Annotated in this window: 12 protein-coding genes and 1 pseudogene; 5 read left to right on the plus strand and 8 right to left on the minus strand. The window is 63.7% G+C overall.

Going from position 1 to position 13,409, the window contains the following annotated elements:
• Positions 1 to 34: 34 nt before the first annotated feature.
• Complete coding sequence (locus AC57B6_RS34215; protein ID WP_268748855.1) at positions 35 to 169, plus strand: hypothetical protein; 135 nt, start codon at positions 35 to 37, stop codon at positions 167 to 169.
• Between the two features lie 261 nt (positions 170 to 430).
• On the opposite strand, the gene AC57B6_RS34220 is transcribed toward AC57B6_RS34215, so the two are convergent.
• On the minus strand, positions 431 to 583 hold the full coding sequence (locus AC57B6_RS34220) for a hypothetical protein (protein WP_167346792.1): 153 nt from the start codon (positions 581 to 583) through the stop codon (positions 431 to 433).
• Between the two features lie 245 nt (positions 584 to 828).
• Here AC57B6_RS34220 and AC57B6_RS34225 point away from each other — a divergent pair, with 245 nt between their 5' ends.
• Positions 829 to 2,226 carry an MFS transporter gene (locus AC57B6_RS34225; RefSeq protein WP_028198622.1) on the plus strand — a complete coding sequence of 466 codons (1,398 nt, stop codon included), beginning with the start codon at positions 829 to 831 and terminating at the stop codon, positions 2,224 to 2,226.
• A gap of 125 nt (positions 2,227 to 2,351) precedes the next feature.
• Here the strand turns inward: AC57B6_RS34225 and AC57B6_RS34230 are convergent, their stop codons facing one another.
• From AC57B6_RS34230 to AC57B6_RS34255, 6 genes and pseudogenes are all read right to left on the minus strand, one after another.
• A complete protein-coding gene (locus AC57B6_RS34230) occupies positions 2,352 to 3,005 on the minus strand; it encodes a glycosyltransferase family 2 protein (protein WP_028198621.1) in 654 nt (217 codons plus the stop codon).
• Positions 3,002 to 3,607, minus strand: a complete 606-nt coding sequence (locus AC57B6_RS34235) for a class I SAM-dependent methyltransferase (RefSeq protein WP_028198620.1) — start codon at positions 3,605 to 3,607, stop codon at positions 3,002 to 3,004. The genes AC57B6_RS34230 and AC57B6_RS34235 overlap by 4 nt, the downstream gene beginning before the upstream one ends.
• Positions 3,608 to 3,631: 24 nt before the next feature.
• A complete protein-coding gene (locus AC57B6_RS34240) occupies positions 3,632 to 4,795 on the minus strand; it encodes an acyl-CoA dehydrogenase family protein (protein ID WP_496423000.1) in 1,164 nt (387 codons plus the stop codon).
• A gap of 183 nt (positions 4,796 to 4,978) precedes the next feature.
• A complete protein-coding gene (locus AC57B6_RS34245; RefSeq protein ID WP_106357784.1) occupies positions 4,979 to 6,961 on the minus strand; it encodes a PAS domain-containing hybrid sensor histidine kinase/response regulator in 1,983 nt (660 codons plus the stop codon).
• 188 nt (positions 6,962 to 7,149) lie between these two features.
• Positions 7,150 to 7,306, minus strand: a pseudogene (locus tag AC57B6_RS34250) (DHA2 family efflux MFS transporter permease subunit); the annotation flags it as partial.
• A gap of 97 nt (positions 7,307 to 7,403) precedes the next feature.
• Entirely contained in the window at positions 7,404 to 8,453 is a 1,050-nt protein-coding gene (locus AC57B6_RS34255; protein WP_496423001.1) for an NAD(P)/FAD-dependent oxidoreductase, read from the minus strand.
• 262 nt (positions 8,454 to 8,715) lie between these two features.
• Between AC57B6_RS34255 and AC57B6_RS34260 the strand changes: the two genes are divergently transcribed.
• Together AC57B6_RS34260 and AC57B6_RS34265 are read left to right on the plus strand one after the other, a co-directional pair.
• Entirely contained in the window at positions 8,716 to 9,825 is a 1,110-nt protein-coding gene (locus tag AC57B6_RS34260; RefSeq protein ID WP_028198617.1) for a porin, read from the plus strand.
• Between the two features lie 89 nt (positions 9,826 to 9,914).
• Positions 9,915 to 10,952: a nucleoside hydrolase gene (locus AC57B6_RS34265; RefSeq protein WP_496423150.1), complete on the plus strand. Its 1,038-nt coding sequence runs from the start codon at positions 9,915 to 9,917 to the stop codon at positions 10,950 to 10,952.
• Between the two features lie 86 nt (positions 10,953 to 11,038).
• Here AC57B6_RS34265 and AC57B6_RS34270 read toward each other — a convergent pair whose 3' ends face one another.
• The gene (locus AC57B6_RS34270; protein WP_028198615.1) at positions 11,039 to 11,965 is read right to left on the minus strand and encodes a LysR family transcriptional regulator; all 927 of its coding nucleotides are present in this window, start codon (positions 11,963 to 11,965) and stop codon (positions 11,039 to 11,041) included.
• An 82-nt stretch (positions 11,966 to 12,047) separates the two neighbouring features.
• Between AC57B6_RS34270 and AC57B6_RS34275 the strand changes: the two genes are divergently transcribed.
• Positions 12,048 to 13,394, plus strand: coding sequence for an NCS2 family permease (locus AC57B6_RS34275; protein WP_496423002.1), 1,347 nt, complete (start codon positions 12,048 to 12,050; stop codon positions 13,392 to 13,394).
• Positions 13,395 to 13,409 lie beyond the last annotated feature (15 nt).

A 13,409-nucleotide genomic window follows, 5' to 3' on the forward strand; every position in this document is an offset into this window, starting at 1 on the left:
ATTTCGTAGCCTGAACGGCGGCAATTGAAGGGGAATGATGATGGCAGAACAGGATTGGGTGATGGCGGGGATCTATCTGGTCGGACTGGTATCGATGGCGCTTCTCATTAGCGCACTGTCCGCGCGAGCGACCAAAGAACGTCCGGTTTCATCGCGCATCAGCGATTAATGCCCGCAGGACCGGGCTTCCGACGCCGCGAGCCCGGAGCAGGTAGTGGGAAGCTGCCTGGATGAAGGCCGTGACGTCGCGCGTGCAATTTGCGCGGCCTAGGGCGAAGTGATTCATTGCGCCCGGCAATTGACGACAGCGGGGGCTCCGCCTGATCGATCCCGACGGCACGCCCTACGCGCGAGACAACGACCTGCCTGGTGTTCCGGATTCCAGGCCGTAGATGACTACCAGCCGTACTACCAGCCGTTAGTGAGACGCCTACTGCGGGCGGCGATGCGCTTCGGCCAACACAGCGCAGGTTTGCAGATGCAGGTTGAGCGCGTGCAGAGCCAGTGCGCGGAGCTTGCCCAGCCACGTGGTGTTGGCGGGAGTTGCGGTGCGGACGGTAGCGGCGTTGGACGCAGTGTTCATGACGGACTCCTGTATAGGGTTTATACCTAGGGAATAACCCGATTATAGTCCTCTCATGCCGCACCGCAACAAATATCAATAATATTGCCGGCATGTTGCGCGGCGCCGACGCCCATACCCGCACAATCCACAAAAAGGGCGGCATCAGCTGGCGCATAGGCGGCGCGCAATTAACCATCCGCACCGTACAGGTGCAATAATGACGCCTTTGCCTGCGACCATCCGCCGCAGATCGCCTCTCCTCCATGACCGTCGTCGAGAAAGCTCTGATTGCGCCCCTTATCGTCGCATGTGCGATGTTCATGGAAAGCGTCGATGCGAATGTGATCGTCACCGCCCTGCCCGCCATGGCGCGCGATTTCGGGCGCGATCCGGTCACGCTGAAAATCGCGGTAACGAGCTACGTGCTGGGTCTCGGCGTGTTCATCCCGGTATGCGGCTGGCTCGCCGACCGCTTCGGCGCGCGCACGGTCTTCCGGACCGCGATCGGCATTTTCGTGGGCGGCTCGCTGCTGTGCGCCGCGTCGAACTCCCTGCCCACCTTCACCCTCGCCCGCTTCGTGCAAGGCGTCGGCGGCGCGATGATGGTGCCGGTCGGGCGAATCATCATCTTCCGCGTGGTGCACAAGTCCGACTTCATCCGCGCGATGAACTATCTGAGCGTCCCCGCGTTGCTCGGACCGGCCGCCGGGCCGCTGCTCGGCGGCTTCATCACCACCTATCTGCACTGGCGTCTGATCTTCTTCATCAACGTGCCGATCGGCATTCTCGGCATCTATCTGACCAACCGCTATATCGCCAACACACGCGAACCGGATCCCGGGCCGCTCGACTGGATTGGCTTCTTTCTGTCGGCGGCCGGCGCGGTGCTGCTTCTGCTCGGACTGTCGCTGGTGGGCGGCGAACTCATTTCGAATCAGAACGCGTTCGGCATGTGCGCGAGCGGCGCCGTCCTGCTTCTCGGCTATGTCGTGTACGCGCAGCGCGTCGAATTTCCGCTGCTGGATCTGCGGTTTTTCAAGGTGCCGACTTTCCAGGCGAGCGTGCTCGGCGGATCGTTGTTTCGTATCGGCCTCGGCGCGTTGCCGTTTCTGCTTCCGCTCATGCTGCAGGAAGGACACGGCATGAGCGCGTTCGAGTCAGGCCTGATCACCTGCGCGTCCGCATTCGGCGGCATGTTCATGCGTGCGGTCGCGTCAAGCGTGCTTCATCGGTTCGGCTTCCGTTCGGTGCTGGTGGTGAACGCGGCGCTCTCAGGCATATCGATCGCCGCGTGCGGACTGTTTTTTCCCGGCACGCCGACCTGGATCATCTGGTTCGTCGTCCTGCTCGGCGGCTTCTTCCCGGCGCTGCAGTTCACGAGTCTCAACTCGCTGACGTACGCGGAAATCGCCAGCCGCGATGTAGGACGCGCCACGAGTCTCGGCAGCGTAGTGCAGCAGATGTCGCTCGGTCTGGGCGTGACGATAGGCGGTATCGTGCTGCAGATTTCGCGCGCACTGCATGGCCATCCGAGCATCACGTGGTCGGATTTCTGGCCCGCGTTCCTGGTGGTGGGCCTGTGTTCGTTCGCGTCGATTCCCGTGACGCTGCGCATGCCGCATGGCGCCGGTGAAGAAATCTCGCGGGGTGGCCGGGGGTAAAGTGCCTCTGCCTAAGTCGGTCTTGCGGCTCACGCTCATCTGGCCGATGCGCTGGCCGATGCGACACAAGGAGAGAGAGTGGCGCCCACTTCGTCAAGCGAGCCTGAACCGGACCGCCCAACGTGCTAGCCGCTCGCCAATGCAGCGAGCGTATCGCCGAAGCCGCCGCGAGCGCGCGTCGCCGTGCGTGCGCTAGTGATTACGCGCGGTGCGGCACTCCACGCGATGCGGGCGCCAGTCGCGATCAAACGATCGACCAGCGCGACGTCTTCGCTGCACGTGAGCGGCGGAAAGCCGCCGGCCCGTCGATACGCTTCGGCCGAGACGCCGAGATTCGCGCCGTGCACATGGCGATGGCCGTCGGCATCCACATAGGTCTTGCGGAAATATTCGCGCACGCTGTGGGGGTGAGCGGCCCAGTCGTCGACGGCAATCGAGCCGCACACTGCGTCCGTGTCCAGCGACAACTGCGCGACCAGCCAGCCCGGCGACACGCGGCTGTCGGCATCGGTGAAAGCGAGCCAGCGGGCGCCGTCCGCCAGCAGAAAATCGGCACCCGTCGCGCGCGCAATGCCGACATTGCGCACCTTCAACGTCAAGGTCTCGACACCGTAAGCACGCGCGATCACGTCGGAAAAATCGTTGCAGGCATCGAGTACGGTCACGATCCGCACCGGCTCGCCGGCCAGACCGGCATGGCGCGATGCTTCGATCAACGCGGCAAGGCATGGGGCCAGCAGAGCCTCTTCGTTATGTGCCGGAACGATCACGCCGATCATAGAAGCCCCTCGCGTTGCGCGACTGAACGCGCGTCGTACGACCAGACGTCGATCAGCAGATCGGCTTCGTCGTGATGCGCGAGACGCGACAGGCCGCAGCGCGCATCGAACAACGCGTGCGCGGCATCGGCGGAGGCAAGCGCCTCGGCAAACGGCCGGCGCCAATGGCATGCGAGCAACGTGCCGTCCGGCGTGAGCGACGCCGCAATTCGCGCGGCCAATGTTTCGAGATCGGCTGCGTCAAGGTAGTAAGCAAGTTCGCTGATCACGATCAGCTCGAACGGCCCCGCCTCGGTCGGCCATTGCTGCGGCACCCTGCGCTGTTCCACAGAGACCTGCGGCAAGCCGGCCACCCGTTCGCGTGCAAGACGTACGGCCGTTTCGTGCAGATCGGCGGCGAGCAGCGCGTCGCATCGGCTTGCCAGCGCGGCCGTCAATTCGCCGTTCGCGCAGCCCGGCTCGAACGCGTTGCGATAACGCGGACGCGGCAACAAGGCAAGCGTGAGCGAGCGCTTGCGGTGCTCGTACCAGCCTTCGCGCAGGTGCCAGGGGTCGTCGCTGCTTTTGTAGAGTTCATCGAAATACGTCGCTGTAGAGGACATATCAGCGGCCCTCCGCGAATCGCGTCAGAGCGTCCATGGCGCACCTCCGGCAATAGCGTTGGGCCCGGCTTTGACGATCAGTTCGCCGAGCGCGGCAAGATCCCGTTCAGCATGGCTTTGCCGAAGGAACACCGGCAGGTCCGCCAGCGCCCGGGCAAAGCGGGCATCGCGGCATAACGGAGCGGCGCCGAGCGTACGCGTCGCGTGGGCCATCACCTCGGTGGCCGCTTCCTCGACGATGAGGCGAGCGCGCATGGCTTCCGGTTGAGCGTCGGCTTGGGGGTTCGCGTCGATATGAGCAGCGGTTTCCCGCAGCACGGCGGCAGCACCCGCCAGCGCCACGGCGACCGCGCCGAGGTGGACAAGCCGATGTGGGTCGGCGCGCTGCATGGATGCGTCGCGCAAAGTCCGCGCGATCTGCGCTGCCGCGCCGTACCAGCACGCGGCGATACCGGCGCCGCCCTGCCAGAAGCCCGGCCGGCGCACGTAAGCATGCGCGCCGCCCACGAGCGTGGCCGCGGCCCGATTGAAGGTAACGTCGGCACTGGCGGTGGCTTGCATACCGACGGCTTGCCACTTCGAGGTGTCGATTGAAATCGACGCCTGATCCATCGCGACGGCGGCAAGCACTGGTTCGTCATCGAGCCATGCGGTGACGAGCGCGTGACTGACCACGCGCGCGCCCGAACACCAGGCTTTCGTGCCGTTCAGCGTCAGTTGCGCGGCATCGTCGGCGCCACTTGCACCTTTGCTGGCCTGCACACGCGCGTCAGGCGGCTCCGCCGCCCATACGCCCCAGCGGCTGCCAACGGACGGCGTGGGGCCGTGCAACTCGGCGAGAATCGCCAGCGCGTCGGTATGACCTTCGAACAGTTTGACGAGACTGAGATCGCACGCGGCAACCGCGGCCAGGGCGCGCCAGCGTGCGAGCGTGTGTCCGTGCCCCGGCAACGGCATGCAGGGCAAGCGGTCATAGCCCCGTTCGATCAGCGCCTGAAAAACATCGCCCAGCGCGGCGGGGTCTGCCGTATCGAAACACGTGTGATGCAGAAAATCTTCCAGCGACCCGGCGGAGCGCACCGTCGATTGCGACGTGAATCCCGAATGAGGGTCGCGAGTGTGGGTTCTGCTGATTCGTTCCGGCGACCGCGCACCCACGCTGGCCGCACGATCGCGCGTGGCGAGCATCGTGCCTCCCTGAAGCAGTTCGATCTATACGCGCGGACTTTGGATAGCAGCCGCGCGTGCAGACAAACAGCAAGCGGCGTGCCGCAGGCATCGAACCTCGAACAGTTGGGATGCGCCGTGCTGCTTCAGGCGTGATAGCGTTCAAGATTAAGCGCGCAGCGCGCTGCTATGAAGGAAGCGCGCCTACTGACTTTTACCCGCGCCACCCTGTTCGCGCCGCGCTTCCGCCTGTTCCAGCAACGCCTCGAACAACGTGAGGTCCACAGGCTTGACGAGATGGGCGTCAAAACCGGCCGCCCGGGTGCGCTCGCGATCACTCGCATGACCGAAGCCGGTCATCGCGGCGAACAGCGTGCCGGCCAGCGCGGGCATCTCGCGCAAGCCCGCCAGCGTCGCGAAACCGTCCATTTTTGGCATCGCAAGGTCGATCAGTGCAAGGTGCGGCACGAGGCGCGGCGCGACTTCGAGTGCCTGCGCGCCATCGTAGGCAATGCGAACTTCGTGGCCTTTGAGCTCGAACAGCATGGCAAGGCTGTCGGCGGAGTCGCGATTGTCGTCCACCAGCAGAATTCGTAGCGGCGGCACCACCGCGCTCACCACGCCGGCGTGATCCACCTGGGTTTCGGCGGGTGCCGCGGCAAGCGGCAAACTGAGCGTGAACGAACTGCCGCATCCCTCGCCCGCGCTGCTCGCGATGATGCTGCCGCCGTGCATTTCGATCAGCGATTTGCATAACGTGAGGCCGATGCCAAGGCCGCCTTCGCCAAGACTTTGCCCGCTCTTTTCCTGCACGAACAACTCGAAAACCGTGTCGAGCGAACCCACAGGAATGCCACAGCCGTGGTCGCGCACTTCCAGCACCGCCATGTGATGCTCGACACGCCCCAATATCTCGATCTGACTGCCGGAGGGTGAAAATTTCGACGCGTTATGCAGCAGATTTTGCAGCACCTGCACGAGCCGCGTCGTGTCGCCACTCACGACCAGCGGCTCGGCCGGCATCTGCGTCGCCACACTCTGTGAGCGCGAATCGGTGAACGGCCGCGCGGCTTCGATCGCGCGCGCCACCACCTCGACCAGATCGACGCGTGCAAGCCGCAATTCGACTTTGTCCGACATGATGCGGCCGATGTCGAGAAGATCGTCGACGAGGCGCGTAAGGTGCGTGACCTGACGATCGATGAGATCGCGTGAGCGCGCGAGCGTGGGGCTCATACCCGCCTCGAGTCGCATCACGCCGATCGCGTTACGCACCGGCGCCAGCGGGTTGCGCAACTCGTGCGCAAGCGTGGCGAGAAACTTGCGCATACGCTCGCCCGAACGTTCCAGTTCCTCACGCTCGCGGCGCTCGGTCAGATCGCGTGTCACCTTGGCGAAACCGCGCAACCGGTTCGATTCGTCATACACCGCGGTGATGTTGACGTTGGCCCAGAAGGTCGTGCCGTCCTTGCGCACGCGCCAGCCTTCGTCCTCGACACGGCCGACCTGCCGCGCGATCGCCAGTTCCCGCGCGGGCTTGCCGGCCGCGACTTCTTCGCGCAGGTAGAACGTGGAAAAATGCCGGCCGATGATTTCCTCGCGTGTATAGCCTTTGATACGCGCGGCGCCTACATTCCAGCTCACCACATAGCCATCCGGATCGAGCATGAAAATCGCGTAGTCTCTTACGCGGTCGACCAGCAGACGAAAGCGCTCCTCGCTTTGCCGCAACGCATCGAGGTACTCGCGCTGCGCAGTCAGATCGCGGGTGATCTTGGCGAAACCCGTCAGCACACCCGCCTCGTTGCGTACCGCCGTGATGACCACGTTTGACCAGAAAGTCGTGCCGTCTTTACGAACCCGCCAGCCCTCGTCCTCGAAGCGGCCGGTTAGCGTTGCCTGCTGCAACTCGTAATCCGGCCAGCCGCGCGCGACGGCTTCAGCGGTGTAAAAGCGCGAGAAGTGCTGGCCAATGATCTCGTGCGCCGCGTAACCCGTCAGCTTCTGCGCGCCGGCGTTCCAGCTGACGATATGCCCAGTCGTGTCCAGCAGGAAGATCGCGTAGTCCTCGATCGACTGCACGAGCGACCAATAGTCGACCGCGACGGGCGGCTTCGCTAGGGGCGCAGACGAAACATGGGCAGCCTCGTTGTTGTTCCCTGCGGAGCGGGCTTCAGTTTCGTTCATGATGAAAAGAGTCTTTTGGTATGTTGAAACAGCATACACCGGCTCACTTTCATGTTTCGCCTATTACCCGGCACGTTATCGCCTCGATCACTGAAAACAGCCATATTTGACGCCGGGCGTGGCCGCAGGACGTCAATGCCCCCGGCGCCCGCCACCGCTGCGACGCTCGATCTGTTCACACAGATTTACTCAGCGAGCCGCGCACGATACAGGATCGAGGGATCATCTCAAGCGTTGTAGCAAGCGGCGTTCCCGCTACCCCGCAAATATCCGCACGAAATTGGACAAGCCCGCGGCGGCCGGAATCCCGTCGGCGGCGAGGCCGGAAAGAATGATCGCTGTAAGCGACAAACCCCCACGCTTTGCGTGATGCTGAAACTCGCTTGCAGGCTCAGTCGGACCAAACGCGACGCCAAGCCTGCGACGCCACCCACAGAACGGTTCAGGCCGCCGCCCCCACCTTCTCCGCCAGCTTCGCGTCATAGCTGGAATGGACATGCACCCTCTTCTTCTCCGGATAGGCGTATGCATACGCCTTGCGCAGCGCTAGCGACGCCTCATGGAAACCCGACAGGATCAGCTTCTGCTTGTTCGGATAGTTGGCGATGTCGCCGACCGCGAAAATGCCGGGCCGCGAGCTTTCATAATTGGATGTATCGACATCGACGCGGCCGCCGTGAATCGACAGATTCCACTTTGCGATCGGTCCAAGATCGGCGACCAGACCGTACAGCACGACAAGTTGCTCGGCGTCGAGCTGCGTCTCGCCTTCGATATGGCGCAGCGCGATTGATTTCAACGCATCGTTCTCGACCTTGAGCCCCGCAATCGCGCCGACCACAAAATCCATCTCCCCGGCCTCGACCGCCCGCCGCATCGCATCGACGCTCGAATTGGCCGCACTGAACCCGTTGCGGCGATGCACCAGCGTCACACGCCGCGCGACCTCGCGCAATGCCAGCGCCCAGTCGAGCGCGGAATCGCCGCCGCCCGCCACCACCACGGTCTTGCCAGCGAAATCGGCAAGCCGTTGCACGCTGTAGTGGACGTGACGCGACTCCAGCGGCACGGCTTCGGCAAGCGCCAGTTTTTGCGGAACGAACGCGCCATTGCCGGCGGCAAGCAGAATGGCCGCCACGTCGAATACGAGGCCGCGGTCGGTATGCACGGTCCAGCGCCCATCGTCGCGCTGCTCGACCGACTCGACCCGTTGTTCCAGATGAATCGGCACCTCGAAGGGCTTGCATTGCACCAGCAAACGCTCGACCAGTTCGCGCGCCGTACACGACGGAATCGCGGGAATATCGTAGATCGGCTTGTCCGGATAGAGCTCCGTGCATTGTCCGCCGACCTTGTCGAGCGCATCGACGATCTGGCATGACAGGCCGATCACGCCCGCTTCGAAAGCGGCAAAAAGGCCCACAGGGCCTGCGCCTACGATCAGAACATCGGAGCGAATCGGTTGCGGAAGGGGGTCTGCGGCGGTCGTCATGAGGTGCTCGCTGGGTAAGTCGATGATGTAGGTCGATGAGCCACCATACAGAATCGCCCGAGGCCCGGCAACGATGCCATTACAGGCGATAAGGACGCTCGTGCCGGTTGTTCCAGTGAGCGGCGCAGGCCTCATTGAATAGATTAAATTTATGGAACCATAAAAAAACAACATTATTTTTATAACCGACGAGTTCGTATAGTCGAGCCCAGTTCGAATGCGCCCCTTCTTCGGCGCCCTCCTTTCTCGCTACTGGACCACGATGAAACTACTCAAGTTCGCCCCTCTCGCGATCGCCGGCGCGCTCTCCAGCGTTGCCCATGCGCAAAGCAGCGTGACGTTGTATGGCCTGATTTCGGCGGGCGTCGGTTATGCGACCAATCAGGGCGGCAAGAACGCGTGGCAGGCGCTCTCGGGCACCAACCAGAACCCACGCTGGGGTCTAAAGGGCATCGAGGACCTGGGCGGCGGCACGAGCGCGATCTTCCAGTTGGAGAACGGCTTCAACGTGATGTCCGGCACCGCGTCGCAAAACGGCCGCGAATTTGGCCGCCAGGCGTTCGTCGGACTCTCCAGCAAAACCTACGGTACGCTGACCTTCGGCCGTCAGTACGACACGGTGCACGATTACGTCGGCCCGGTGATCATCGCGAGCAACGGCGTGAACATCGGCGACAACGACAACGGCTATAACGACATTCGCGTACAGAACGCGGTGAAGTACGTGACACCCGACTATCGCGGGTTGAAGGCCACGGCCGAATACGGCTTCAGCAATGCCACCGGCTTCGCCAACAACAACGCATATAGCTTCGGCGCCGGTTACGAACACGGACCGCTGAAGTGGAGCGTGGTCTACGCGCAATACAACAACCCGTTCAGCGCGACCAATCCGGACGGCGCGATTTCGAACGACTACGCGTCGTCGCTGCTGATCTTCGCGAAGAGCGCGCTGCATCCGGCCGCGTACGCGAGCAAGCAACGCATCTTCGGCACGGGCGGTTTCTATACGGTCGGCCCCGCGCAATTTGCAGCGCTTTTCACCGATGTCCGCTACGATTATCTCGACGGTTCGCACCTGCATCTGCAGAACTACAACCTGAACGTGAACTACCACGTGAGCCCCGCGTTCATTCTCGGCGCTGCGTATGCGTTCACCGACGGCAAATACGACGTGATCAATACGAGCCCCAAATGGCATCAGGTCAATTTGCAGGCCGATTATTTCCTGTCGAAACGCACCGACGTCGCGTTGACGGTGATCGCGCAGCAGGCCGCGGGCGACGCGCAGCATGCGCAGATTTTTGCTTACGCTCAATCCACCGGCATCCGTCAGATGATCGCGACGGTCGGCATGCGCCACGTGTTCTGACCATGATGAAATCCTTCGACTCGACTCAGGAGCGGCGCGCGTTCTTGCGCACAGCCGTGGGGCTGGCAGCGAGCGCATCGGCGTGGCCGATGTTTGCCGGCGCGGCCTCTCCAGCTACTGCGGGCTCGGCCAACACCGCAAGCGGCACGTCCTCTTCGGGCGCCGCTGCTGCGCCAGGCGGAGTGCGCCGCAGCGTGATCATCGATTGCGATCCCGGTCAGGACGACGCGATCGCGATCATGTTCGCCCTCGGGGCGAGCGACCGGCTCGACGTGCGCGCCATCACGACGGTTGCGGGCAACGTGCCGCTCGATCTCACCGAACGCAACGCCCGTATCGTGCGCGACTGGGCCGGCTGCACGCAATCGCTGCCGGTCTATGCGGGCTGCCCGCGGCCGCTCACACGCGAACTGATCACGGCGGCCAATGTGCACGGCAAGACCGGTCTTGACGGCGTGCCGCTGCACGAACCGCTCGCGCCCCTCGCGCCGCAGCATGCAGTCGCGTTTCTGATCGACACCTTGCGCGCGGCGCCGCCCCATAGCGTGACGCTGTGCGCGATCGGGCCATTGACCAATCTGGCCACCGCGCTTATCGAAGCACCGGAGATCCGCGCCGGCATCCGCGAAATCGTGATGATGGGAGGGGCTTTTTTTGAACGCGGCAACATTACGCCCGCGGCCGAATTCAATATCTATGTCGACCCGCAGGCCGCGCAGGTCGTGTTCGCGAGCGGCGTGCCAATCGTCGTGCTGCCGCGCGACGTCGCGGTAAAAGCGCCGATCACGCCGGCACGGATCGCACCGATCCGCGCGCTCGGCAATCGCTGCGGCACCATGGCCGCCGACATCATGGCCGCGGAAGTCGCGTATCAGAAGGGCCGCAAGGGCATTGAAGAAGCGCCGATGTACGACCCCTGCGCGACCGGCTACCTGATCGAGCCGTCCCTCTTCAAGGGACGCGAGGTCAACGTGATGATCGAGACCGTCGGCGAATGGACGCTCGGTGAAACGGTGGTGGACTGGAGCGGACACAGCGGCCGCAAGCCGAACGCGACATGGATCACCGAAGTGGACGCGGACGGTTTCTATGCCGCCTTGCGCGCACGGCTTGCCACGCTGCCGTGAGCGGTTCAAGCCGTGAAGCGGTGAAAAGCTCGACATCGGTGAGGCAATCGGTCATGCAATCGGTCATGCAGCGCGCGCCAGTTGCGTCAGATATGCGCGGCGATCCATTCGCGGCAAGCTCGCACGTGCGGGCCGCGATCCTCGCCGGCAAGCGAAATCAGCGCGATCGAACGGGCGACGCGCGGCTTGTCGAGACGCAACGCGACCAGTTCCGCGTCGTGCAAATGCATGGTGTAGAGACTGGGCAGCACGGCAATCGCCAGACGGTTGCGAACGAGTTCGTACAACGGCTCGGTGTACTCGACGCGATACGCGACCGTCAGTTGCAAGCCTTCGGCCCCGCCGGTGCGCCGCAGCGCGTCGCTGACGCTGCCGCGCACGAACACGGCCAGATCGCGGCCCACGAGTCTCGCCCACGCAAGGCTTTTCTTCTGCGCCAGTGGATCGTCACGCCGCACTACGACCACGATCTGATCCTCGAACAGATCCTGGTAGCGCAACGCGGCTTCGCCGTCCTTGTCCGGCACGGCTGCATCGGGTTCGTGCACGCCCACGCCGAAGTCGGCCGCGCCCTCGCGCACCGCATCGATCAGGGCGGTGTTCGGCATGTCGTTCAGCGTGAAGCGCAGCGACGGTTGCCGGGCGCGCAACGAGGCGAGCGCAGGCAACAGGCGCGCCGCAGCCGACGGAATCAGCCCGATGCGCACGGTCTGCACGCGTTCGGCGAAGGTGCTCGCCATATCGTCGAAGGTGCCGCGCGCCTGATTGAGCAACCGCTCGGCGAGCGGCAGCACGCTGGCGCCCGCATGCGTGAGCGTCAGCCGGTGCGCGGAGCGTGCGAACAGTGGACCGCCGAGCAGGAACTCGATCTGCCGGATCGCCGCCGTCAGGGCCGGCTGCGTCAGGGCGAGCGACTGCGCGGCCTGCGTGAAGCTGCGCGCATGCGCCAGGGTGACGAAATACTGGATTTGCCGCAGCGTGAGCGCGGGCAGCAGGGACGAACGGTCGGTCATGGAGAGCAATGCATCGACGCAATGCGCAGCAGTATAAATGCGTGGTTACAGGATGAATCAATTGATCAATAACGAATCTTCAATGCCGCACAGCAACAATCCGGCACAGGCCGCGCACGGCGGCTGGCTCGAACGGCGTTTCGCGCTCGCCGCGCGCAAAACCAGCGTGCGTACCGAAACGATCGCCGGCATCACGTCGTTTCTCGCGGCCGCTTATTTGTTGGTGGTGATTCCGTCGCTGCTGTCGGCCGGTGGGATGGATCGCGGCGCAGCAACCACCGCGACGATTCTCGTGTTCGTGCTGAGTACGGTGTTGATGGCGCTGTATGCGAATCTGCCGTTCCTGGTGGGACCCGGCATCGGCGGCTCGGTGATTCTCGGCATTACGCTCGCGGGCGAACACGTCGCATGGCAAACGGGTCTCGGCATTGCATTCGTGTCCGGCGTGCTGTTCCTGATCCTGACCCTGGTGGGTGCGCGCAGCCTCGTGGTACGCCTGATTCCGGCGCAGATCAAGCTAGGGCTCGGCGCATCGATCGGTTTGTTCATCGCCGTGCTCGGTTTTCGCAACGCCGGGATGGTGATCGCCAACGCGAAGACCAGCGCGCTCGCGCTCGGCGATTTCTCGCGGCCCGGCACGCTGGTGGCGTTGATCGGCCTCGGCGCGGCTGTCGTGCTGCAAGGCCGCCGCGTGCCTGGCGCGATCCTGTGGGCGATTCTGATTGCGGCTGCCGCCGGTGTGCCGCTCGGCGTCACGCATATGCCCGCGTCGTTCCTGTCATGGCCGCATAGCATCGCGCCGATCGCCTTCAGGCTCGACATAGCGAGCGCGCTGAGCGTGGCCGCGATTCCGTATCTGTTCGTGTTCTTCGCGGCGGAGTTTTTTTCGACGCTCGGCACCACGCTCGCAGTCGGCGCCAAAGCGGATCTGCTCGACGAAAACGCGAACTTGCCGAACATCAACCGGCCGTTTCTCGTCGATTCGATTGCCGCGACGCTCGGTCCCGTGTTCGGCATTCCGGCGCTGACCGCGCTGGTGGAATCCGCCGCAGGCGTTGAAGCGGGTGGGCGTACCGGCCTCTCCTCGCTTGCCGCAGCCGCGATGTTCGCGCTAATGCTGCTGTTCGTGCCGGTCGCACTGGCTATTCCGAAGGAAGCGACCGCGCCGGCGCTGATCCTGATCGGCTTGTCGATGTTCAGCACGATCCGCCATACGCATTTCGACGACTTCAGCGACTCGCTACCCGTTCTTTCCATGGTGCTGCTCACGCTGATGTCGAACAGTTTCGGCACCGGCATCGCGGGCGGCCTGCTCTGCTATGTGCTCGTCAAGCTGCTCGCCGGCCGTTTCCGTGAAGTGCCGTGGGGCCTCTATGTGCTGGCCGTGCCGCTCGGCTATTACTTCTATACCGTGGTCAAGCCGCACTGAAACTACCGAAAACCA

This window comes from Paraburkholderia sp. BGA-UO-ETr-F12, from assembly GCF_059567945.1.

What these genes read in the sequence shown, in the direction of transcription:
- AC57B6_RS34240 (WP_496423000.1), bottom strand. Translation starts at nt 4,795, where the DNA reads ATGCTCGCCACGCGCGATCGTGCGGCCAGCGTGGGTGCGCGGTCGCCG.
- AC57B6_RS34225 (WP_028198622.1), top strand. Translation starts at nt 829, where the DNA reads ATGACCGTCGTCGAGAAAGCTCTGATTGCGCCCCTTATCGTCGCATGT.
- AC57B6_RS34220 (WP_167346792.1), bottom strand. Translation starts at nt 583, where the DNA reads ATGAACACTGCGTCCAACGCCGCTACCGTCCGCACCGCAACTCCCGCC.
- AC57B6_RS34245 (WP_106357784.1), bottom strand. Translation starts at nt 6,961, where the DNA reads ATGAACGAAACTGAAGCCCGCTCCGCAGGGAACAACAACGAGGCTGCC.
- AC57B6_RS34260 (WP_028198617.1), top strand. Translation starts at nt 8,716, where the DNA reads ATGAAACTACTCAAGTTCGCCCCTCTCGCGATCGCCGGCGCGCTCTCC.
- AC57B6_RS34270 (WP_028198615.1), bottom strand. Translation starts at nt 11,965, where the DNA reads ATGACCGACCGTTCGTCCCTGCTGCCCGCGCTCACGCTGCGGCAAATC.
- AC57B6_RS34255 (WP_496423001.1), bottom strand. Translation starts at nt 8,453, where the DNA reads ATGACGACCGCCGCAGACCCCCTTCCGCAACCGATTCGCTCCGATGTT.
- AC57B6_RS34230 (WP_028198621.1), bottom strand. Translation starts at nt 3,005, where the DNA reads ATGATCGGCGTGATCGTTCCGGCACATAACGAAGAGGCTCTGCTGGCC.
- AC57B6_RS34235 (WP_028198620.1), bottom strand. Translation starts at nt 3,607, where the DNA reads ATGTCCTCTACAGCGACGTATTTCGATGAACTCTACAAAAGCAGCGAC.
- AC57B6_RS34275 (WP_496423002.1), top strand. Translation starts at nt 12,048, where the DNA reads ATGCCGCACAGCAACAATCCGGCACAGGCCGCGCACGGCGGCTGGCTC.
- AC57B6_RS34215 (WP_268748855.1), top strand. Translation starts at nt 35, where the DNA reads ATGATGATGGCAGAACAGGATTGGGTGATGGCGGGGATCTATCTGGTC.
- AC57B6_RS34265 (WP_496423150.1), top strand. Translation starts at nt 9,915, where the DNA reads ATGTTTGCCGGCGCGGCCTCTCCAGCTACTGCGGGCTCGGCCAACACC.